Source organism: Streptomyces sp. NPDC004788 (assembly GCF_053601115.1).
In genome coordinates this window covers 1-21,240 of the sequence record NZ_JBSGBF010000119.1, presented here as the reverse complement: position 1 = coordinate 21,240, position 21,240 = coordinate 1, and the positions used below count along the sequence as shown (strand labels likewise).

The following is a 21,240-nucleotide window of genomic DNA, read 5'->3' as shown; positions in this document are numbered from 1 at the left end:
GGAAGCGCTGCTTCCGGGGGTCGTGCTTCTCGACGAGCGGACCGTCGGCGAGGGACCGCCGACGGGCGGGCCGTCAGTACGCCGGGGCGGCCTTCGGGTTCGGGCCGTAGGCGTTGTCGTGCGAGGCCCCCTCGGTGGCGAGGAAGACGATCAGGATGATGGCGCCGACGAACGGGATCAGGTCGATCAGGATCCACCAGCCGGAGCGCCCGGTGTCGTGCAGTCGGCGGACGGTCACGCCGAGGCTGGGCAGGAGCACCGCCAGGGCGTAGATCGTGTACAGCAGCGGGTAGGTGCCTATCGCCATGTCGATGACCATGACGATGATCGCCGCGATGATGTTGAACAGCGCGAACATCCAGAATTCCTGGCGGCGCGCCCGGCCGGTGAATACCGCGTACTTCTTGAGAACGTCGAGGTACCAGTTCACTTTTCCCCCCAAGCACTGGTGGTGTGAGCGGGAGCCTGTCCCTGTGGAGCAAGCTTTACGCAGAACTTATGTGGCTCAAACCTGGGGGGTCAATGAGTTACCGAAGAGTGGCCTTTCACAGGCACGGGTGGGACCAAAGTGAACGGCGTCGACTCCTCGTGCCAAGGAGTCGACGCCGTTCGCGGGAGAGGATCAGGCGGTTACGTCCTTCTCTTGCTCATGAGGAGTCCGCCGGCCACGAGGGCGAAGAGGCAGACGCAGGCGCCGGTGATGACATTGCTGACGATCGCGCCGGTGCTGGGGAACCGCGAGACCACCCACGGGGAGGCGATGAGCCACGCACCGAGCAGCAGCACCACGAAGTTGAGGTCCTGCGACCGCTCCGGAGCCATCGACATGGCGAGACCGAGGCCCGCGAGCGCGATGCCGACGATCAGGTTGCTGATGGCGAGCTCCGGCTTCGCGGCTGCGAAGTGGACCGTCCAAGCGGAGACCGCGGCGTAGATTCCGGCGAGGATCACAAGCTCCTCGACGGCCGCCACACCCCGGGTCTGGAGCATACGGGCGTAACGGTCCCGCATTTCTCCGGCGTCCGGGTGTCCTCTGATGTCACCTGGACGGTGAGAGAGGTCGGCCATGTGACTCGCCTCCTTCTGGCGTCTTCCACATCTGACCGCGTTGCGGCATCGACGCCGCGGTTTCATTGTGCGCTTATCTGGCCTTTATGTGTAGATCTGCCCGATAAGGGATCCGCACAGAAAACCGCCGCGTGATATGCCCGGATCCACCAAACGGCGCCGCGCCTTCAACAAAAAGTCTGGAAATCAGCGGCCGTACGGCACGGTCATGATCTCCATGTTGTGCCCGGACGGATCGAGGAAATAGGCGCCCCGGCCGCCGAACAGCCCGTTGACCTCGCCGGGCCGGCCGTGGTGCGGGTCCGCGTAGTACGTGACGCCCTTCCGCTCCAGGCGGGCGATCATCGTGTCGAACTCCTCGTCGGGGACGAGGAAGGCGTAGTGGGTGGGGGTGAAGTCGGCGTCCGTCTCGTAGTAGTCGAGGGTGACGCCGTTGCCGGTGTCGATCGGCAGGAACGGCCCGAACGGTGCACCGACCTCCAGGCCGAGCACCTCGGCCAGGAATTCGGCGGACGCCCGCCTGTCACGGGCGTGTACGACGGTGTGGTTGAGCTCGACGGCCACAGGGAGTCCTTTCGCAGGGTGAGCGCTGGTCGCGGTCCTTCTCCCGTACCTGCGTGCGGCATGCGCGCACGGTACGGGGCGGACGACCGCGGCGGACCCCGCGCCCACCACCCGGCGGCGCTCACGCCACGGCCGGGCGCCTCTCTCGATCACGGCCCATGGCCGACCCGGCAGTCATACCGCCACGCTAACCCCGGTGGATCTTCCGGGCAACGACGTTTACGCGCCACACCGGCCGGCCCCGCGCACCCGCGTGCGGCGACCGTCGCGCGGCGTAGCCTGGAAGTGGACTCGGGGGTCTCACGTTCCACCGCCGGGAGGCGGACGAAACATGACCGGAATCGTTTCCAGGAGCTTCGACTCCGCAGACGAGGTCCGCCCGTTCGAGGGTGGCAAGGGCAGGCTGGACCTGCTGACCACCGACAGCGGCGCGGTGGGCCGGGCCGTGTTCGAGCCGGGCTGGAAGTGGTCCGAGCACGTGAAGCCCCTCGCGGGCACCGACAGTTGTCAGGCCCACCACGTCGGCTACGTGGTCAGCGGCCGGATGACGGTCGTCATGGACGACGGCGAGTCCGCCGACCTCGTGCCCGGCGAGTTCTACGAGATCCAGCCGGGACACGACGCCTGGGTGGTCGGCGACGAGCGCTGCGTGGCCCTCGACTGGGTCGGCTTCGTCGACTACGCGAAGTCCCCCGGCTCCTGAGGACGTTCGGCTCCAAGAGGCGTCCGCTCGCTGAAGCTCGGGATGCCTGAAGCTCCGGACGCCTGAAGCTCGGGACGCCTGAAGTTCCGGACGCCTGAAGTTCCGGACGCCTGAAGCTCCGAGCGCGGTCAACTGTGCGCGGGGTCCCGGGCGGCCGGTTCAGGCATGGCCGAAACGCACGCCCTCCCAGGGCACCCGGTCAGCGGGGAACGAGTGCGGTGAACGCCCGCCCAGCGTGCGGGGCGCCGCCGCCTCGATGACCGGGTCGACGTCCTCCACCTCCCGCAGCCACGCGCCGAGCGCGTCGCGCAGACCGTCCGCGACGCGCCGGTGCGAGGTGAACCCGGCCAGGTTCTCCAACTCGTAAGGATCGGCCGCGAGGTCGTACAACTCGGTCTCCCGGTAGCGGTCCGCCGCCGCCTCCTGCCAGGCGTCGGCCGCGGTCGCCGCGGTCACCACGTACTTCCACCGGTCCGTGCGCACCGCCCGCCCGATGACGTCCTCGCTGACCTGGACGAACACCGAGAACGGCCGGTCGGGTTCGCCGCTCCCGCCGACCAGCGGACGCAGCGAACGGCCGTGCACGCCCTTCGGTACCTCGATGCCCGCCGCGTCGAGCAGTGTCGGCATCAGGTCCACCGTGGACACCGGCTGCCGGATCAGGCCGCCGCCGCGGAAGCCGGGACCGGTGAGGGCGAAGGGCACGCGTACGGAAGCCTCGTGGGCGGAGCGCTTGTACTCGCCGTTGCGCGTGCGGAAGTGCGAACCGTGGTCGGCCGTCCACGCCAGCAGGGTGTGATCGTCGATGCCCAGGCTGCGCAGTGAGTCGCGCAGCCGCCCCACGCCCTCGTCGACCCGCTTGATCTGGCCGAGGTAGCCGCCCAGATGCCGGTGCGCGCCGCCCTGGGCCGCGCCCGGGCTGAGCGCCGCCAGGTCCGGTGGCAGCCACCGGCCCTCGTACCGCTCCCGGTAGCCGGCCGGAGCCGGGTAGTCGTCGGTCGGGTTCTGGTGATGGGGCTCCAGGAGCGAGAGGAAGAGCAGGAAGGGGCGGTCGTGGTGGTCGGCGACGAACCGGATCGCCGCGTCGATCAGTGCGTCCGAGCGATAGCCCGGCAGCCGCACCGGCCCGCCCTCCTCGTCGTACAGCACCGTCCGGTACGCGTCCGAGGTGAACTCCAGCCGGTCCGAGGCCAGCCAGCGCTGGTAGCCGCCGCGCAGCCCGGCCGGCACGGGGCCCGCGGGATGCCCGTCGCCCGCCAGGTGCCACTTGCCGATGTAGCCGGTGACATAGCCGGCCGCGGCGAAACACCCCGCCAGGGTCGGGATGCCGGCCGCGAGCGGAAGTCCGTTGCGGAACACCCCGGTCGCCGTCGGGAAACGGCCGGTCTGCAGCGCCGCCCGCGCGGGTGCGCACACCGGGTTGGGAGTGATCGCCTGCTCGACGAGCGTGCCCTCGCGGGCCAGCCGGTCGAACTCGGGCGTCACACCGGCCGGGTTGCCGTGGGCGCCCGTGGTGTCCCACCGCTGCTGGTCGGTGAGCACCACGAGCACGCTGGGCCGGGAGGTCGGCATGCGAATCCCTTCGAGGTGGGGGAGGGGAGGGATGGCAGGGAGAGGCGGGTGGGGAGGGGACGGCCGGGGAGCCGAAGTGCGTGGACGCTCCGTCAATTTCGCAGACGAGGCGAGGCCCGCGCCAGAGGTCAAGCCGGACGAACAGGGGGCAGGATCCGGCCGGGGGCCATCGTCCCGGCGGGCGAATGGGCGTGGCCGCCGTCGGGCGGGGGGCGGGGCGCCGCTGGCCGGCCCGGAATGGGCGTGGTCGCCGTCAGGGCCGGGCTGCCACGATCCCGGCATGAGCCGGGATCACCGGGGCCGGCCGCCCCGCACCACCGACGAACGCGCCGCCGCACCGCCCTCACCGCCATGCGGGACTTCCAGCGCGGACAGGCGAGCGTGGCGGGGCAGGCGGGGGACGGCGGCGAGGACGGCGGGGGAGGGTTGTTATCGTCGCCCGCATGCCTGAACTGATCACCCCCACCGCCCGGCTGCACACCTCCTGGCTGGAGGCCCACGCCGAGTGGGCCCCCGGCGAGAACCAGGACGGCGCCGGCCTGTGGCTCGCCCCGGACGCCGACCTCACCGACCCGGGGGCCTTCGCCGACTGGGTCGCCCTGCTCCGCGCGCAGGCCGACCGGAGCCGGCCCTTGGCCGACGGCCGCGTCCACGCCACCAACTGGTGGATCGTGGAGGACGACACGTACCTCGGCGCCATCGACCTGCGCCATGAACTCAACGACTTCCTGCTGAAGGCCGGCGGCCACATCGGCTACAGCGTGCGCCCCTCCGCCCGCCGCCGCGGCCTCGCCACCTGGGCGCTGGCGGCCGTCCTGGTCGAGGCCCGCGCCCTCGGCATCGACCGCACCCTCCTCACCTGCGACGACACCAACATCGCGTCGGCCCGCACCATCGAGCGCAACGGTGGTGTCCTGGAGGACGTCCGCGAGACCGAGGTCGGTCTGAAGCGGCGCTACTGGATCGCCGTGTAGGCGTCCGTCACCGTGTCTGCGGCGCACCCCGCGCGCTCGTACGCGTGCCGCAGCGCCGCCGCCGCGTGCTCGCGGGCGACCTCCTCGTAACCGAAGCGCTGGTGCGCGAGCCGTACGACGTCCCCGACGGTCACGATCGCCGGCTCGCCGCGCCCCGCCCTGCCCCGGGCGGCGGTGACGGCGAGCTCGGCGGAGCGGCTCAGGGCCCGTACGTACGCCTGCCAGGCCAGCGCCCGGGCCCGGCGCGGGGCGAGCGGGCGCACCGCGCGGCCCTTCCAGCGGCCACCAGCCGCCATGAGGACGGCGCCGGCCGCCACCACCAGGACGCCGAGCGCGGCGTCGGGACTCACGTTCACAACGCCTCCCTTCCCCGGCCCGGAGCGGGCCGAACCCGTCGGAGAAGACGACGGTACGGGGGCGGAGGATGCGTGACACCGTCAACTTACTCGTGTCACCATGGGGTGAGCAGCAGCCGCCACCGCACCGGTCAGGCCCAGGAAGGCACGCCCCATGACCACCGAGAACCTCCTCGTCGCCACCACCCGCGGCCCGGTCCGCGGCGAGCGCCGGGCCGACGGAAGCTGCCGCTTCCTCGGCATCCCGTACGCGCAGCCGCCCGTCGGCCCGCTCCGCTTCGCCGCCCCCGTGCCGCCCGAGCCGTGGACCGAGCCGCTGGACGCGACCGCGTACGGGCCGACCGCCCAGCGCCGCCCCTTCGCCGAGGTCACCACCATCCCCGAGCCGTCCATCCCGGGCGAAGGCGTGCTCAACCTCAACGTCTTCACCCCCGCGACCGACCCGGAGGCCGGGCTTCCGGTGCTCGTGTGGATCCACGGCGGCGGTTACCTGGCGGGCTCGGCCGCCAGCCCCTGGTACGACGGGGCCGCCTTCAACCGCGACGGCGTCGTGTTCGTCTCGCTCGGCTACCGGCTCGGCATCGAGGGCTTCCTGCACCTGGACGACGCTCCCGACAACCGGGGCGTACGGGACTGGGTCGCCGCCCTCGAGTGGGTCCGCGACAACATCGCGCGCTTCGGCGGCGACCCGGCGAAGGTGACGATCGCCGGGCAGTCGGCGGGCGGCGGCGCCGTCCAGACCCTGCTCGCCGTGCCGTCGGCCCGTGGCCTCTTCCGTGCCGCCCTGTCCGTCTCCGGCGCCGTGACCCGGCCGGACGGGCCGGAGGTCGCCCGGGCCGTGTCCCGGCTCTTCACCGCCCGGACCGGCCTGCCGGCCACGGCCGCCGCGCTCCAGGACCTGAGCGACGACGAACTCCTCGACCTCCAGGACCGGCTCGGCGAACCCGGCCCGGACCGCGAGGGCCTGCCGCCGATGCTCTCGCTCGTGCCCTTCGCCGACGGCGAGCTGATCCCCGAGCCCGTCCTGGACGCGCTCAGCCGGGGCGACGCCGGCGCCGACGTGCCACTGATGCTCGGCTTCACCGCGCACGAGTTCAACATGATCCCCGGCCCCGGCGCCGACGGCCCGCCGCTGGCGGTCCTGCTCGGCGGCCTCGGCCTCACCGAGGACCGCGCCGCCGCCTTCGCCGAGACGTACGCGGACACCGCCCCGTCCGGCCTCTTCGGCCAGGCCCTCACGGACGTCACCTTCCGCGCCCCGGCCCTCGCCGTCGCCGACGCCCGCGCCGCGCTCTCCCGGCCCACCTGGCTCTACCAGTTCGACTGGGCCTCGCCCGTCAACGGCCAGGCGTACCACTGCCTGGACCTGCCCTTCGCCTTCGACCTGCTCGACGCCGAGGGCGTCGAGGCCGCGGCGGGTCCCACCCCGCCCAAGGCGCTCGCCGACGCGCTGCACGGCGCCTGGGTCGCCTTCGTCACGCAGGGGGATCCGGGCGGAGACTGGCCTCCGTACGCGGCCGGCGCACGTGTGACGAAGATCTGGGACGCGACTCCGCGGACGGAGGAGGACCCGTTCGGCGAGCTGCGGGCGATCTGGCTCGGCTGATCCTGGATCGGGATAAAGGATCCAAGATCCTTTATCGGGGATCCCGGACCCTGTAGTTCGGATCCAAGATCCCGGATCCAAGATCCCGGATCCAAGATCCCGGATCCTGAGTCCAGGATCTTGGATCCCCCCGTGCCGTCTCAGCCCAGCGGCACGCTCCGGTAGTGCGTCGTCAGGCGGCCGTCCTCCGTCAGCAGATGGAAGGCCAGCGACGGGGCCAGCTCGTCGCGGAACACGTAGTCCGCCGGGCCGCTCTGCTCCCACGGCAGCTTGCTCATCGACACCACACCAGGCGCCACCAGGACCGGGCGGCCCGCGAAGGTGGTGGCCGTGGCGGAGTGGGTGTGGCCGCAGAGGAAGGCCGTGAGGGAGGGGTGGCGACGGGCCAGTTCCGCGAGCCGGTGCTCGCCGAACTGGCGGATGCTGTCGACGAACGGGATGCCGAGGGCCGTCGGCGGGTGGTGGAAGCCCACGAGAACCGGCGTGCCGGCGGGCGTGCGGGACAGCTCCTCGTCGAGCCAGGCCAGCGTCTCCTCCTCCAGGTAGCCCTCGTCCTTGCCCGGCACCGAGGAGTCGCACAGCGCGAGGACGAAGCCGTCGGCGCGCAGCACCTGGTTCACCGGCGCGTCCGGGGCCGGCGGTTCGGTGCCGAGGAGGACCCGGCGGAAGACGTCGCGGCGGTCGTGGTTGCCGGGACAGGTGAGCACCGGGTGCCGGGAGGTGAGCACGTGGTCGCGCAGCCATGCGTACTCGGACTCCTCGCCGTGGTCGGCGAGATCGCCGGTGACGATCACCGCGTCCAGGTCGTACGCGAGCGAGTCCAGGTACGCCATCGTGGCCTGCGTCCGCTCCCTGCTGCGCGGCGAGGCGTCGTCGATGTGGGTGTCACTGAGGTGCGCGATCACGATCACGGTGGTGTCCCTTCACGTTCGGTCCCGGGCCGCGGCGCTGTTCACGCCGGTTCCGCAGCGGAACGTATCGCGCTCCCCGGCGCGCCCGCCCGGGCCAACGGCCCCGGATTGGCCCTTTCCTGACACTCCGGCACGGCTAGCATCCGGATCGTCCCGCCGCACGGCAGGGACCCCGCCGAAGGGAACAGCCATGCTCAAGCGGTTCGCCGAACTCTCCACCCCGCTGGTCGCCGACGCCTGCGTACGGCTCGGCGAACCGCTGCGGGCCGCGCCCGCCGGCGTCGTGCCCGTGGTGCCCGGGCGCCGGGCGGCCGGCCGCGCCCTGCCCGTGCGGCACTACGGCAGCGTCGACGTCTTCCTGGAGGTCTTCGCGACCCGGGCCGCCCCCGGCGACGTGCTCGTCATCGACAACGCGGGCCGCCGGGACGAGGCGTGCGTCGGCGACCTCGCCGTCCTGGAGGCCGAGGCCGCTGGGATCGCCGGCGTCGTCGTATGGGGGCTGCACCGGGACACGCCCGACCTGGTGGAGATCGGGCTGCCGGTCTTCTCGTACGGGGCCCACGCCCCCGGCCCCGTACGGCTCGACCCGCGCGGTCCCGAGGCGCTGCGCACCGCCCGGTTCGGCGAGCAGACGGTCAGCGCCGACGACGTGGTGTTCGCCGACGACGACGGCGTCCTCTTCGTGGCGGCCGGCCGCGCCGAGGCCGTGCTGGACACCGCCGAGGAGATCTTCCGCACCGAGCGGAACCAGGCCCGGCGGATCCGGGCCGGGGAGACGCTGCGCGACCAGACCCGGTTCGCCGAGTACCTGGAGCGGCGGGCCGAGGACCCCTCGTACACCTTCCGCCGGCATCTGAGGCGGATCGGCGGTGCGATCGAGGAGTGAGGCCGGCCCGGTTCCGCCCGTCGCCGTCGGCGTCGGAGGGGCGGTGAGATCGACAAGCAGCCCTCGGAGGCCGGCCGGCCCCCGGGCCCGGGCCCGGTCGTCCCCCCCGCCCGGCTCAGCCGGCGCGGAAGCCGGTCGTGCCGTCGGGCAGCACCGCCTCGACCTCGGCGCCGTGCTCGACGGTGCGGCTGACCGTGCAGTACTTCTCGTGGGTGAGCCGGACCCCGCGGGCGAAGACGTCCGCCGCCCGCGGGTTGTTGTCGGGCAGCTCGAACTCGTAACTCACCCTGATCCGCCCGATCCGGCCGTCGTCCTCGGGGCCGGCGACGCCCTCCACCACGATCCGCAGGTCGTCGTGGTCGACGGCCCGCGCCGTACGGTCGATGACCAGGCCGCCGCAGCCGCCCATCGCCGCGAGCAGCAGCTCGACCGGCGTGAACGACGGCTGTGCGTCCGCGTCGTCGGCGGCGGCGATCCGCACCTCGGCGCCGCGGTCGTTGCGGGCGGTCCAGGTGCGGTAGCCGGTGCGGACGGTCTCGATCCGGTACTCGTCGGCCATGGCGGCGGGTTCTCCTCAGGGGCGTACGTGGTTCGGACGCGGGCACGCGCGCGCGTGCCCGCACCCCATCCCATCACTCCCCGGAGGCCGCGCCCGACACGGGCACGCGCGAGGCCACGCGAACCCGCTCGTCCTCCCGCACCACGTCCTGCCGCGCAACAACCTGCCGGACCACGTCCGCCCAGGCGTCCGCCACCGTGCCCCACACCGCCCGCAGTCGCGCCTCCGCCTCCCGTACGGACGCGACCACGCCGTCCGGGTCGCGGCCGTCGGCCCGGACCCGGGGCGCGTCGGCCGCGGCCCACCCGGCGATCGTGCCGGTCAGCGCCTCCGGATGGAACTGCACGCCCCAGGCGCACGCGCCGACCCGGAACGCCTGGTGGCGGCAGTCGTCGCCGGTCAGCAGCGGCACCGCTCCGGACGGCAGCCGGTCGACCTCGTCCCAGTGCCACTGGGCGGCCGGGGCGCCCTCGGGCAACGCCCCGAACAGCGGGTCACCGTCGGCCGCGGGCAGCCGCCGCAGCGGTACGGTGCCGAGCTCGGGGCCCTCGTCGCGTACGGCCACGGAGCCGCCCAGCGCGTACGCGAGGAGCTGGCCGCCCAGACAGATGCCGAGGACAGGAACGCGGGCCTCGACCGCCTCCCGTATCAGCGCCCCGACCCGGGGCAGCCACGGCGCTGCGGCGTCGTCCTCGCAGTTGACCGAGCCGCCCAGCACGATCAGCCCGGACCAGCCGTCGAGCGAGACCGGCAACTCCTCGCCGCGCCACGGGTGATGGACCCGGGCGTCGAGTCCGGCCACCCGCAGCCGCTCGCCGACCAGGCCGGGCCCGGCGCCGTTCTCGTGCTGCACCACCAGTACCTTCGTCACAGTCGCCCCACCTCCACGAAGTCCGTTGCTGTCGAGGATGGCCGAAGAAACGTCTCGGCGGGTCCGATCGCACTGCTTGGCCGTGCCCACGGTGGTCGCCCGGCGCCGAGTACGTGCCGCGGGCTGAGTACCCGGGGCGCGGGAACTGAGTACCGGCTCCCATGTCCCGGGCCGGGCCCCGGCGCTGGAATGGCCCCATGACCACCGACGCCTCCCCGCGCACCCGCCCCCTCCACCAGGTCACCGCCACGGCCACCGCCACCGGTTCGGCCCTCGCCGTGGCGCTGCTGCCGGTCGTGGTCGGGGCGCTGCTCGCCCGCTCGGCCGGCGGCGACCCCATGGCGTCCGTCAACGCGCTCATCACGGGCGGCGGCCCGCGGACCCGGCTGTCCCGCGCCACGCTGCGCGGCTGCGGCGACCGCGCGGTCGCCCGGGCCCGCGGCGCCTGGGATCAGTCGCCCCTGCGTGCGTGGAGGAAGCCCTGCGGCGTGCGCTGCTCCGGGCCGGGCTCGCGGACGAGGCGCGCGGTCACGGCGAGGCCGGCGTCGGCGAGCATGGACGCGACGCGCTCGACCGGGTACCGGTAGACGTCCAGGTCGACCTCGTGCCCGTACGCCCGCTCCAACCGCACCCGCTCGTCACCGACCTTGAACGCGAGGAGCAACGGCGCGCCCGGCGCGAGCACGCGGTGGAACTCGGCGAAGGCCACGGCGAGTTCCGCCGGTGCCATGTGCACGGTCGAGTACCAGGACAGCGCCCCGGCGAGCGAGCCGTCCGCCAGGTTCAGGCCGGTCATCGACCCGACCTCGAAGCGCAGCCCGGGATACGACTCCCGGGCCACCCGGATCATCCCGGGGGACAGGTCCACACCGAACGCGTCCACCCCGAGCCCCCGCAGGTACTCCGTCACCCGCCCCGTCCCGCACCCGAGATCCCCGACCAGCCCGCCGCCCGCTGTCCGCACCTCCTCGGCGAAGGCGACGAGCATGGCCCGGTCGAGCGGCGTGGTCGCCAAGTCGTCGGCCAGCAGCCGCTGGTAGGAGGCGGCGACGGTGTCGTAGGAGGTACGGGTGGCGGTGACGCGCTCGGACTCGGTCATGACGGGGGAGGGTAGCCCACCCCGCTGACAGCGCCGTCTCCGTACGACCCCCGGCCCGTTTGCGGAGCTGCGGTGAAAAGTGAGCCGTTCCCGTCCTGCCGGTCCGCCGGACGGGTGATGATCCACTCGTCATAACTGCCGAGTAACCTCATCGGCTCACCCCTCGTCGAAAGGGCAGCGCCCATGGAAGCGCAGGACCGCGCCGCACAGCACGAACCGGAAGCCGGGCCGCCGCGTGGCGTCGGGCGGCGGCGATTCCTCGGGTACGTGCTGGCGGCGCCGACCCTCACGGTCGCCGCGCAGCTCGGGGTGGAGGTGCTCGCGCCCGCGCGGGCGGAGGCGCTCGTGCCCGGGGTGGTGCCGTCGCTGCCGGGGCCCGCCGACATCTACGACCTCAACGACATGCTCACGCACGCCGCGCTGCCCACGGCGAACCTCATCACCATCCGCGTCGACCCGGACGGCACCGCCCACTTCGCGCTGCCCCGCGCCGAGGTCGGGCAGGGCATCACCACCTCCACCGCGATGCTCATCGCCGAGGAGCTGGACCTGCCGGTCGACCGGATCAAGGTGACGCTCGCCGACGCCCGTCCCGAGCTGCTCTTCAACCAGCTCACCGGCGGCTCCAACACCACCATCTCCACCTTCACCCCGGTCCGCGTCGCCGCCGCCGTGGCCCGTGGCCGGCTGCTGCGCGCCGCCGCGCTCGAACTCGGCGAGGCCGTCGAGACGCTGACCGCCAAGGCCGGGATCATCACCTCTGCGACCGGCGTCCGGCTGAGCTACGGCGAGCTGGCCGTGAAGGCCGCCGCGCTCGCCGACACGCAGGTGTCCGTCACCCTCAAGGACCCCGCGCAGTTCCGCGTCATCGGCACCGCTCAGCGCCGTGTCGACGCGCTGGAGGCCGTCACCGGCCGCAAGAAGTTCGCCATGGACGTCCAGGTCCCCGGCGCCCTGCCCACCATGGTCTGCCGCCCGCCCACGATCAACGGCACCGTCCGCTCGGTCGACAACCTGGCCGAGGTCCGGGCCATGCCCGGCATCACCGACGTCGTCGCCGTCTCCACCGGCGTCGCCGTCCGCGGCCGGACGTTCGGCCAGTGCATCGACGCCGTCCGCGCCCTCAAGGTCACCTGGGGCCCGGGCACCGCCGAGGGCGCCTCCGACGCGACCGTGCTCGCCGAGCTCCGCAAGGCCGAACCGCCCCTCCTCGTCCCGCCGCTCGACCTGCTCACCAAGTCCGTCGACGCCCGCTTCACCTTCCACTTCGCCAGCAACAGCGCCCTGGAGACCAACAGCGCCGTCGCCGACGTCCGCCCCGACTCCGCCGAGATCTGGGCCAGCCTCAAGTCGCCGATCGTCGCCCGGGAGAAGATCGCCCTCCAGCTCGGGCTGCCGGTGACCGCCGTGAAGGTCCACGTCACCGAGGGCGGCGGCTCGTTCGGCCGCAAGCTGTTCCACGACGCCGCCGGCGAGGCCGCCGAGATCTCGAAGGCGATGGGCAAGCCCGTCCGCCTCATGTGGCACCGCACCGACGACTTCCGCCAGGGCCGTACGCACCCGATGGCCACCTCCCGAGTGCGTGCCACGTACGCGCTCGGCGAGGTCCTCACGTACGAGCTGCGGCACACCTCCGTCGCCACCGACTTCGGCCACGGCTTCGGCGAGATCATCACCTCGGAGGCGGCGCGGCTCCCGGTCGCCGACCTGACCTTCTCCGAGACGATGTTCCAGCTCACCCAGTCGAGCCCGTACCACTTCGGAGTGACGACCCAGCTTCTCAACGAGGTCGACCACGGGTTCAACACCGGCTCCATGCGCAACATCTACTCACCCAACGTGCGCTGCGCCCAGGAACTCGTCGCCGACGAACTCGCCAAGCGGATGGGTGAGGACGCGCTCGCCTTCCGGCGCCGCTTCCTCAAGGACGAGCGGGCCCGGGCCGTGCTCGACAAGGTCGCCGAGGTCGGGCACTGGGGACGGCAGATGGCCACGGGCACGGCGCAGGGCATCGCCGTCCACCCCGAGTACCACGGCTTCGTCGCCGTCCTCGCCGAGATCGACTGCCGCCCGGAGACCACCGGCCGGAAGATCCGCGACGCCTACACCGGGCCGCGCGTCACCAAGGTCGTCTGCGCGGTCGACGTCGGCCTCGCCGTCAACACCCGCGGCCTGGAAGCCCAGATGATGGGCGGCATCATCGACGGCATCGCCCTGACCCTCACCTCCGGCCTGCACCTGCAGGACGGACACTTCCTGGAGGGCAGCTGGGACAACTACTTCTACACCCGGCAGTGGAACACCCCGCCCGAGCTGGAGATCGTCGTCATGCCGCCGACCACCGGCAAGCCGGGCGGCGCCGGCGAACTGGCCGTCGCCGCCTCCATGGCCGCCGTGGCCTGCGCGTACGGCCGCGCCACCGGCACCATGCCGACCACCTTCCCGGCCAACCACGGGGAGCCCCTCGGCTTCACCCCGCTGCCCACCGTCCCACCGGTCCCGGCGTCCCCGACCGACGGCCGCGACCGCGCCAGCTGAGCCCCCATTCCAGGAGATCAGGAGCCTTCGTGCCCCAGCACACCTTCATCCTCAACGGCAAGCCCGTCACCGCCGAGGTCGAGGACGACGTCCGGCTGCTCTGGGTGCTCCGGGACGTCCTCGGCGTCACCGGCCCGAAGTACGGCTGCGGCCTCGGCGTCTGCCAGGCCTGTACGAGCCACCTCAACGGCAGGGCGTTCAACCCGTGCAGCGTCCCGGTGAAGGACATCGGACCGGCCGACGAGGTCACCACCATCGAGGGCCTGCCCGGCACCGTCGGCAAGGACCTGCACCCGATGCAGGAAGCCTGGCTGGACATCGACGTCGCCCAGTGCGGCTACTGCCAGCCCGGCCAGATCATGGCCGCCGTCGCCGCCGTGAAGCGGGCCCGCGAGGCCGGCCGGGAGATCGACGAGGCCGATCTCGACCAGATCCGCAACATCTGCCGCTGCGGCACCTATAACCGTATTCGCGAGGCCATCAAGGAGGGCGCCCGACGCATGCCGTGACGCGGGCGCGGGCGCGTCACGGCAGAGAAGACGAAGGAGCGCGGTCGATGTCCGGAAAGATCGTCCAGTTCATCGGGATGTCCCTCGACGGCTACATCGAGGGAATCGACCACGACATCAGCTGGCACCGGGTCGACGAGGAGCTGCACCGGCACCTCAACGAGGAACTCGCCGCCATGGGCGGGTTCCTCAGCGGCCGACGCACCCACCAGCTGATGGCGGACTTCTGGCCCACCGCCGACCGCGACCCGGCGGCCACCCCCGCGATGCGGGAGTTCGCCGGGATCTGGCTGTCCAAGCCGAAGTGGGTCTACTCCACGACGCTGGAGCGAGCCGACTGGAACACCACCGTCGTCCCCAGGGTGGACGCCGACGAGGTCCGCGCCCTGGCGGCCGCCGCCGACGGCGACCTCACCGTCGGCGGCGCGTCGCTCGCCGCCGCCTTCCGGGAACTGGACCTCATCGACACCTACCACGTGTACGTCCACCCGGTCCTCGTCGGCCGTGGCACCCGCCTCTTCCCGCCCACCGACACCGACGCCGACCTGCGGCTCGAACGGACCCGGACCTTCGGCAACGGCGTGGTGCTGCTGCGCTACGAGCGCGTGGGGCCGCTCTGACCCGGTGGGGCCGGTGCCTCAGGAACCGGCCCGTCGCTTGTTGTAGACGTCGAAGCCGACGGCCGCGAGCAGCACCAGACCCTTGATCACCTGCTGGTAGTCGGTGCCGACACCGACCAGGGACATGCCGTTGTTGAGCACGCCCAGGACCAGTCCGCCGATGATGGCGCCGAGGACGGTGCCCACGCCGCCGCTGGCCGAGGCGCCGCCGATGAACGCGGCGGCGATGGCCTCCAGTTCGAAGTTGATGCCGGCCTGTGGCGTGCCCGCGTTGAGGCGCGCCGCGAAGACCAGACCGGCGAGTGCCGCGAGGACGCCCATGTTGGTGAAGGCGAGGAAGACGACGCGCTTGCTCTTCACTCCGGAGAGCTTGGCCGCCGCCTCGTTGCCGCCGATGGCATAGGTGTGCCGCCCGATGACCGAGTTGCGCATCACATAGCCGAAGCCGACGAGCAGCGCGCCGAGGATCAGCAGCACGACCGGCACGCCGTGGTAGCTCGCCAGCAGCAGGGTGAAGACGGCCACGGCCGCGGTGATCACGGCCAGCTTGGCCAGGAACAGTCCGAGCGGGAGCACCTCGAGGCCGTACGAGGCGGTCTGCCGCCGCCCGCGCACCTCCTGCAGGATCGCCACGGCCAGTACCGCGAGGCCCAGCAACAGGGTGAGGTTGTGGTAGTCGGTGCGCGGGCCGACCTCCGGGAGGAAGCCGCTGCTGATGCTCTGGAAGCCCTTGGGGAACGGAGCCACCGACTGGCCCTGGAGCAGGATCTGCGTACCGCCGCGGAACAGCAGCATGCCCGCCAGGGTCACGATGAACGAAGGGATCCCCAGGTAGGCGATCCAGAAGCCCTGCCACGCCCCGGCGAGGGCACCGATCAGCAGCGCGGTCACCATCGCCACGGGCCACGACACGTGGTGTTCGACCATCATCACCGCGGCGGCGGCCCCCACGAAGGCGGCGAGGGAGCCGACCGAGAGGTCGATGTGCCCGGCGATGATGACGATCATCATCCCGATCGCCAGGATCAGGATGTAGCCGTTCTGCTGGATCAGGTTGGTGATGTTGAGCGGCTGGAGCAGGATGCCGTCCGTCCAGAACTGGAACAGCAGCACGATCAGTGCGAGGGCGACCAGCATGCCGTACTGGCGCACGTTGCCGCGGAGCGCGCGGGTCAGGACGGAGCCGACGGACGGGCTCGGGCCGGCCTGCGCCGCCTTGGGGGACGAATCCGGGATGATCTCGGTCTGGGCCATGCCTCACACCTGCTCGTTGCTGGATGCGGCGCTCATGGTCATGAGCCGCATGAGGGATTCCTGGGTGGCGTCGGCGCGGGCCACCTCGCCGGTGATCCGGCCTTCGGCCATGGTGTAGATCCGGTCGCACAGGCCCAGGAGTTCGGGGAGTTCGGACGAGATGACGAGCACCGCCTTTCCCTGGGCGGCGAGCTCGGCGATGACGGTGTAGATCTCCGCCTTCGCACCGATGTCGATGCCGCGGGTGGGCTCGTCGAGGATCAGCACCTCCGGCTCGGCGAAGATCCACTTGCTCAGGACGACCTTCTGCTGGTTGCCGCCGCTGAGGGTGCCGGTCCGGGTGAAGACCGTCGGGGCCTTGATGTTCATGGTGCGCCGGAAGGACTCGGCGACCCGGGTCTCCTCGTGGCGGTCGACCCGGCCGTACCGGGCGACCTTGCCGAGCGCGCTCAGCGAGATGTTCCGGCTGATGTCGTCGATGAGGTTGAGGCCGAGCTGTTTGCGGTCCTCGGTGACGTACGCGATGCCGTGCCCGATCGCCTCGGGCACCGTCCGGGTGCTGACCACCTGGCCGTGCAGCCGCACCCGGCCGGCGGCCCAGCGCCCGTACGAGCGGCCGAAGACGCTCATCGCCAGTTCGGTGCGGCCGGCGCCCATCAGGCCGGCGATGCCGACGATCTCGCCGCGCCGCACGTTCAGCGAGGCGCCGTCCACCACCATGCGCTGCTGGTCGATCGGGTGCCGCACGCTCCAGTCCTCGATCTCGAAGGCGACGTCGCCGAGGTCGGGGGTGCGCTCGGGGTAGCGGTGCTCCAGGTCGCGGCCGACCATGCCACGGATGATGCGGTCCTCGGAGATGCCCTCGGAGCCGATCGCGAGCGTCTCGATGGTCTGCCCGTCGCGCAGGATGGTCACGGCGTCGGCGATCCGGGCGATCTCGTTCAGCTTGTGCGAGATGACGATGCAGGAGATGCCCCGGGCCTTGAGTTCCAGGATCAGGTCGAGCAGCTTGCGGCTGTCCTCGTCGTTGAGCGCGGCGGTCGGCTCGTCCAGGATGAGCAGCTTGACCTTCTTGGCGAGCGCCTTGGCGATCTCGACCAGCTGCTGCTTGCCCACGCCGAGGTCGGCGACCCTGGTGTGCGGGCTCTCGTCCAGGCCGACCTGACGCAGCAGTTCGGCGGCGTGGGTGAGGGTCCGGTGCCAGCTGATGACGCCCCGGGTGGCGTGCTCGTTGCCCAGGAAGACGTTCTCGGCGATGGACAGGTACGGCACCAGCGCCAGTTCCTGGTGGATGATGACGATGCCGCGCTGCTCGCTGGCCCGGATGTCCCTGAAGCGGCACGGCTCGCCCTCGAAGAGGATCTCGCCCTCGTAGCTGCCGTGCGGATATACGCCGCTGAGCACCTTCATCAGGGTGGACTTGCCGGCGCCGTTCTCACCGCAGACGGCGTGCACCTCACCCGCGGCGACGGTCAGGTTGACGCCGGAGAGGGCCTTGACACCGGGGAACGACTTGCTGATCGACCGCATTTCGAGAACGGGTCCAGCCATGGTTGTGCGTCCGTATCGTTCGGGGGCGGTGCGGGCCGGTCTCGGGGGCGCCGCACCGCCGGTTCGGCAGGGGCCCGACGACCGGGCCCCGCGGGCTACTTGAGCTGGTCCGCGGTGTACTGGCCGCTGTCGACCAGGACCTTCCGGTAGTTGTCCTTGTCGACGCTGACCGGCTGCAGCAGGTGCGCCGGGACGATCTTGACGCCGTTGTTGTACTGCTTCGTGTCGTTGACCTCGGGCTTGCCGCCGGTCAGCACCGCGTCGCCCATCTGGACGGCGACCTTGGCGAGCTGACGGGTGTCCTTGTAGACGGTCTGGGTCTGCTCGCCCGCGATGATCGACTTCACCGAGGCCAGCTCGGCGTCCTGGCCGGTGACGACGGGCAGCGGCTTGGCGGCGCCGCCGTAGCCGACACCCTTCAGGGAGGAGAGGATGCCGATCGAGATGCCGTCGTAGGGCGAGAGCACGGCGTCGACGCGGGCGGACGTGTACGACTTGCTGAGCAGGTTGTCCATCCGGGACTGGGCGAGACCGCCGTCCCAGCGCAACGTGGCGATCTGGTTGAACTGGGTCTGGCCGCTGCGTACCACCAGCTTCTTGCTGTCGATGTACGGCTTGAGGACGCTCATCGCGCCGTTGAAGAAGAAGGTGGCGTTGTTGTCGTCCGGAGAGCCGGCGAAGAGCTCGATGTTGAACGGGCCCTTGCCGTTCTTGAGGCCGAGCTTGTCGACGATGTAGCCGCCCTGGAGGACGCCGACCTTGTAGTTGTCGAAGGTCGCGTAGTAGTCGACGTTCCCCGTGCCGCGGATCAGCCGGTCGTAGGAGATGACCGGGATGTGGGCGTCGGCGGCCTTCTGCAGCACGTCGGTGAGGGAGGAGCCGTCGATGGCCGCGATGACCAGCAGCTTGGCGCCCTTGGTGATCATGTTCTCCACCTGGGAGACCTGGTTCTCCACCACGTTGTCGCCGTACTGCAGGTCGGTCTTGTAGCCCTTGGCCTGGAACTCCTTGACCATGTTGGCGCCGTCGTTGATCCAGCGCTCCGACGACTTGGTGGGCATCGCGATGCCCACCAGGCCGCCCTTGGTGTCCCCCTTGGCCGCGCCGTCGCCGACGCCGTTGGCGCTCTGACCGCAGGCCGCCAACGAGAGCACCAGGCCCGCGGCGACGAGACCCGCCGAAATCTTCCGCACACTTCCTCCAGTGGTGTTCCGCGACCGGCGCAGAGCGACCCTGACTGGGCGACTGGGAGCGGTCGGGCTGGGCCGGCCGGGAGCGGTTCCTCGGGGCTGAGGCGTCCGGGACACCGCTGCCCTGACCTGGCGTGAGCATGAGTGTTAACGCTCACATCCATGGAGTCAAGGGGTTGCGTGGCATCGCGGGACCCCTGGAATCAGGCGCCGGTCCGATTCCTCGCCGAACGCGGCGAACCCGGCGAACGCGGCGAACGCGGCGAACGCCGCCGAAGCCCGCCGGACGCCCGGGCGACGGTCGCGGGGCGGCCGGGCGACGGTCGCGGGGCCCGGCGGGGCGACGGTTGCGGGGCGGCCGGGCGACGGTCGCGGGGCCCGGCGGGGCGACGGTTGCGGGGCCGCCGGCCGACGGTCGCGGATGGGGAGTTCCACTCGATCTCTGCCGGTGGGTGGCGGAGCAGGTGAAAGGCGTGGCGAAAGGGGCGTGGGGTGCTGAGCGGCGTTCGGGTCTGGAGCGTGAGCGCTCACAACTCTCGGCGTCAACCGCCGTGCGCCAAAAGGAAGTTGAGCGTGACGATCGGTCACGCCGGAGCGGTGTCCCCTGGCCGGTGGTCCGTGTCGGAGCTCTTGACGGACCACGGTCGGTGAGGGCACTGTCACCGACTCAGGAACTGTCCCCTCGCGGCCGCCGGCATTCCGTCCGTATCGCGAGGTGAATTGTTAGCGCTCACATTCCTCTAGCCGCGCTCAGCGATGAGCAGGGAGACACCATGAGTGGCAACAGAAGGACGATCCCAAGGATGATCCGCCCGAGCGCCGTGCTGCGCCGCCTCACCCGAGCCGGGGCGGTCCTCGCCGTCCTGGCCGGCGCCCTGGCCGGCGCCACCGCGACGGGCGGCGTGGCCCGGGCCGCCACGCCTGGCCCGTGCGACATCTACGCCTCCGGCGGCACGCCCTGCGTGGCCGCGCACAGCACCACCCGGGCGCTGTACTCCACGTACAGCGGGCCGCTCTACCAGGTCACGCGTGCGTCGGACCAGGCGCTCCGGGACATCGGCGCCCTGGGCGCGGGCGGTTACGCCGACGCCGCGGCGCAGGACGCGTTCTGCGCCGGCACCACCTGTCTCATCAGCGTCATCTACGACCAGAGCGGTCGGGGGAACCACCTCACCCGGGCGCCCGGGGGCGGCGCCGCGCCCGGCCCCGACGACCTGGCGGTCGCGAACCTGGCACCCGTCACGCTCAACGGTCACAAGGCGTACGGCGTGTACGTGGCGCCGGGCACCGGCTACCGCAACAACCGCACCTCGGGCGTCGCGACCGGCGACCAGCCCGAGGGGATGTACGCCATCCTCGACGGCACGCACTACAACGGCGGCTGCTGCTTCGACTACGGCAACGCCGAGACGAGCAACAACGACACCGGCAACGGGCACATGGAGGCGATCTACTTCGGCAACATCAAGGTCTGGGGCTACGGCAGCGGCCCCGGCCCCTGGGTGATGGCCGACCTCGAGAACGGCCTGTTCTCCGGGGTCGACCCGGGCTACAACGCCAACGACCCGACGGTCAGCCACCGCTTCCTGACCGCCATGGTCAAGGGCGCGCCGAACCAGTGGGCGATCCGCGCCGGCGACGCCCGGTCCGGCTCCCTGTCGACGTTCTACTCCGGGCCCCGCCCGAACGCGTCGGGCTACAACCCGATGCACAAGGAGGGGGCGATCATCCTCGGCATCGGCGGGGACAACAGCAAGGGCGCCCGCGGCACCTTCTACGAGGGCGTGATGACCAGCGGCTACCCGTCGGACACCACCGAGAACGCAGTCCAGGCCAACGTGGTGGCCGCAGGTTACGCCGAGCAGCCCGCCACGACCGCGACGGGGGCACTGCGCGGGGCCGGTTCGGGCAAGTGCCTGGACGTCCCGAACTCCTCCACCACGCCGGGCGTGCAGTCGCAGATCCACAGCTGCTCCGGAGCGGCGAACCAGACCTGGACGCGCACGGCCGACGGCCGGCTCACCGTGAACCTCTCCGGCACCACGATGTGCCTGGACGCGTACGGTGCCGGGACCGCCGACGGCACCAAGGTCGTGACCTGGCCCTGCAACGGCGGCGCCAACCAGCAGTGGCGGTTCAACGCCGACGGCAGCGTCGTCGGCGTCCAGTCCGGCCGCTGCCTGGACGTGTCCGGGGCCGGAACCGCGGACGGCACGCCGGTCCAACTGTGGACCTGCTGGGGTGCGAGCAACCAGAGGTGGACCCTCGGGTGACCGCCCGGCCGGGCCCGGCTCCGCACCGAGCCGGGGCGGGGCCGGGGCGTCCCCGGCCCGGAAGGGGGCGCGGCCGGCGCCGGTTGCGGCCCGCGCGCGCCGCCCCGCACCACCGCCCCGGCCGCCAGCGGACCCC

The 21,240-nt window shown here is 71.9% G+C and carries 20 protein-coding genes; 8 read left to right on the top strand and 12 right to left on the bottom strand.

Annotated features, from left to right (window positions below):
- Positions 1-73: 73 nt before the first annotated feature.
- The 3 genes from ACWEJX_RS33505 to ACWEJX_RS33495 all read right to left on the bottom strand — a co-directional run bounded on the left by ACWEJX_RS33505 (position 74) and on the right by ACWEJX_RS33495 (position 1,632).
- The gene (locus tag ACWEJX_RS33505; RefSeq protein WP_451611185.1) at positions 74-430 is read right to left on the bottom strand and encodes a DUF805 domain-containing protein; all 357 of its coding nucleotides are present in this window, start codon (positions 428-430) and stop codon (positions 74-76) included.
- Positions 431-630: 200 nt separating this feature from the next.
- Positions 631-1,068 (bottom strand): SPW repeat protein, encoded by a 438-nt coding sequence (locus ACWEJX_RS33500; RefSeq protein WP_403788188.1) that lies wholly within the window; start codon positions 1,066-1,068, stop codon positions 631-633.
- A 186-nt stretch (positions 1,069-1,254) separates the two neighbouring features.
- Entirely contained in the window at positions 1,255-1,632 is a 378-nt protein-coding gene (locus tag ACWEJX_RS33495) for a VOC family protein (RefSeq protein ID WP_451611184.1), read from the bottom strand.
- Positions 1,633-1,963: 331 nt separating this feature from the next.
- Between ACWEJX_RS33495 and ACWEJX_RS33490 the strand changes: the two genes are divergently transcribed.
- A complete protein-coding gene (locus ACWEJX_RS33490; protein WP_451611183.1) occupies positions 1,964-2,335 on the top strand; it encodes a cupin domain-containing protein in 372 nt (123 codons plus the stop codon).
- A 159-nt stretch (positions 2,336-2,494) separates the two neighbouring features.
- Here ACWEJX_RS33490 and ACWEJX_RS33485 read toward each other — a convergent pair whose 3' ends face one another.
- The gene (locus ACWEJX_RS33485; RefSeq protein ID WP_451611182.1) at positions 2,495-3,907 is read right to left on the bottom strand and encodes a sulfatase-like hydrolase/transferase; all 1,413 of its coding nucleotides are present in this window, start codon (positions 3,905-3,907) and stop codon (positions 2,495-2,497) included.
- A 443-nt stretch (positions 3,908-4,350) separates the two neighbouring features.
- Between ACWEJX_RS33485 and ACWEJX_RS33480 the strand changes: the two genes are divergently transcribed.
- Entirely contained in the window at positions 4,351-4,881 is a 531-nt protein-coding gene (locus ACWEJX_RS33480) for a GNAT family N-acetyltransferase (RefSeq protein ID WP_451611181.1), read from the top strand.
- Here the strand turns inward: ACWEJX_RS33480 and ACWEJX_RS33475 are convergent.
- Positions 4,863-5,231 carry a hypothetical protein gene (locus ACWEJX_RS33475; protein WP_451611180.1) on the bottom strand — a complete coding sequence of 123 codons (369 nt, stop codon included), beginning with the start codon at positions 5,229-5,231 and terminating at the stop codon, positions 4,863-4,865. The genes ACWEJX_RS33480 and ACWEJX_RS33475 overlap by 19 nt on opposite strands.
- 160 nt (positions 5,232-5,391) lie before the next feature.
- Between ACWEJX_RS33475 and ACWEJX_RS33470 the strand changes: the two genes are divergently transcribed.
- Entirely contained in the window at positions 5,392-6,843 is a 1,452-nt protein-coding gene (locus ACWEJX_RS33470; protein WP_451611179.1) for a carboxylesterase/lipase family protein, read from the top strand.
- 140 nt (positions 6,844-6,983) lie between these two features.
- Here the strand turns inward: ACWEJX_RS33470 and ACWEJX_RS33465 are convergent, their stop codons facing one another.
- On the bottom strand, positions 6,984-7,754 hold the full coding sequence (locus ACWEJX_RS33465) for a metallophosphoesterase (protein WP_451611178.1): 771 nt from the start codon (positions 7,752-7,754) through the stop codon (positions 6,984-6,986).
- Positions 7,755-7,944: 190 nt separating this feature from the next.
- On the opposite strand from ACWEJX_RS33465, the gene ACWEJX_RS33460 reads away from it, so the two are divergent.
- Positions 7,945-8,640, top strand: coding sequence for an RraA family protein (locus ACWEJX_RS33460; RefSeq protein ID WP_451611177.1), 696 nt, complete (start codon positions 7,945-7,947; stop codon positions 8,638-8,640).
- Between the two features lie 115 nt (positions 8,641-8,755).
- On the opposite strand, the gene ACWEJX_RS33455 is transcribed toward ACWEJX_RS33460, so the two are convergent.
- The 3 genes from ACWEJX_RS33455 to ACWEJX_RS33445 form a co-directional block, all read right to left on the bottom strand.
- The gene (locus ACWEJX_RS33455; RefSeq protein WP_391109345.1) at positions 8,756-9,199 is read right to left on the bottom strand and encodes an OsmC family protein; all 444 of its coding nucleotides are present in this window, start codon (positions 9,197-9,199) and stop codon (positions 8,756-8,758) included.
- 73 nt (positions 9,200-9,272) lie between these two features.
- Positions 9,273-10,070: a type 1 glutamine amidotransferase gene (locus ACWEJX_RS33450; RefSeq protein WP_451611176.1), complete on the bottom strand. Its 798-nt coding sequence runs from the start codon at positions 10,068-10,070 to the stop codon at positions 9,273-9,275.
- Between the two features lie 451 nt (positions 10,071-10,521).
- Complete coding sequence (locus tag ACWEJX_RS33445; RefSeq protein ID WP_451611175.1) at positions 10,522-11,169, bottom strand: class I SAM-dependent DNA methyltransferase; 648 nt, start codon at positions 11,167-11,169, stop codon at positions 10,522-10,524.
- A gap of 183 nt (positions 11,170-11,352) precedes the next feature.
- On the opposite strand from ACWEJX_RS33445, the gene ACWEJX_RS33440 reads away from it, so the two are divergent.
- The 3 genes from ACWEJX_RS33440 to ACWEJX_RS33430 are packed head-to-tail and all read left to right on the top strand — an operon-like array spanning position 11,353 to position 14,836.
- The gene (locus ACWEJX_RS33440; RefSeq protein ID WP_451611174.1) at positions 11,353-13,707 is read left to right on the top strand and encodes a molybdopterin cofactor-binding domain-containing protein; all 2,355 of its coding nucleotides are present in this window, start codon (positions 11,353-11,355) and stop codon (positions 13,705-13,707) included.
- Positions 13,708-13,736: 29 nt separating this feature from the next.
- Positions 13,737-14,216, top strand: a complete 480-nt coding sequence (locus tag ACWEJX_RS33435) for a (2Fe-2S)-binding protein (RefSeq protein WP_451611173.1) — start codon at positions 13,737-13,739, stop codon at positions 14,214-14,216.
- A 47-nt stretch (positions 14,217-14,263) separates the two neighbouring features.
- Positions 14,264-14,836 carry a dihydrofolate reductase family protein gene (locus ACWEJX_RS33430; protein ID WP_451611172.1) on the top strand — a complete coding sequence of 191 codons (573 nt, stop codon included), beginning with the start codon at positions 14,264-14,266 and terminating at the stop codon, positions 14,834-14,836.
- 18 nt (positions 14,837-14,854) lie between these two features.
- On the opposite strand, the gene mmsB is transcribed toward ACWEJX_RS33430, so the two are convergent.
- The 3 genes from mmsB to chvE all read right to left on the bottom strand — a co-directional run bounded on the left by mmsB (position 14,855) and on the right by chvE (position 18,834).
- A complete protein-coding gene (mmsB, locus tag ACWEJX_RS33425) occupies positions 14,855-16,090 on the bottom strand; it encodes a multiple monosaccharide ABC transporter permease (RefSeq protein ID WP_451611171.1) in 1,236 nt (411 codons plus the stop codon).
- 3 nt (positions 16,091-16,093) lie between these two features.
- On the bottom strand, positions 16,094-17,641 hold the full coding sequence (gene mmsA / locus ACWEJX_RS33420; RefSeq protein ID WP_451611170.1) for a multiple monosaccharide ABC transporter ATP-binding protein: 1,548 nt from the start codon (positions 17,639-17,641) through the stop codon (positions 16,094-16,096).
- A 95-nt stretch (positions 17,642-17,736) separates the two neighbouring features.
- On the bottom strand, positions 17,737-18,834 hold the full coding sequence (gene chvE / locus ACWEJX_RS33415; RefSeq protein ID WP_451611169.1) for a multiple monosaccharide ABC transporter substrate-binding protein: 1,098 nt from the start codon (positions 18,832-18,834) through the stop codon (positions 17,737-17,739).
- Between the two features lie 800 nt (positions 18,835-19,634).
- Here chvE and ACWEJX_RS33410 point away from each other — a divergent pair.
- Positions 19,635-21,104 (top strand): arabinofuranosidase catalytic domain-containing protein, encoded by a 1,470-nt coding sequence (locus tag ACWEJX_RS33410; protein WP_451611168.1) that lies wholly within the window; start codon positions 19,635-19,637, stop codon positions 21,102-21,104.
- Positions 21,105-21,240: the final 136 nt, after the last annotated feature.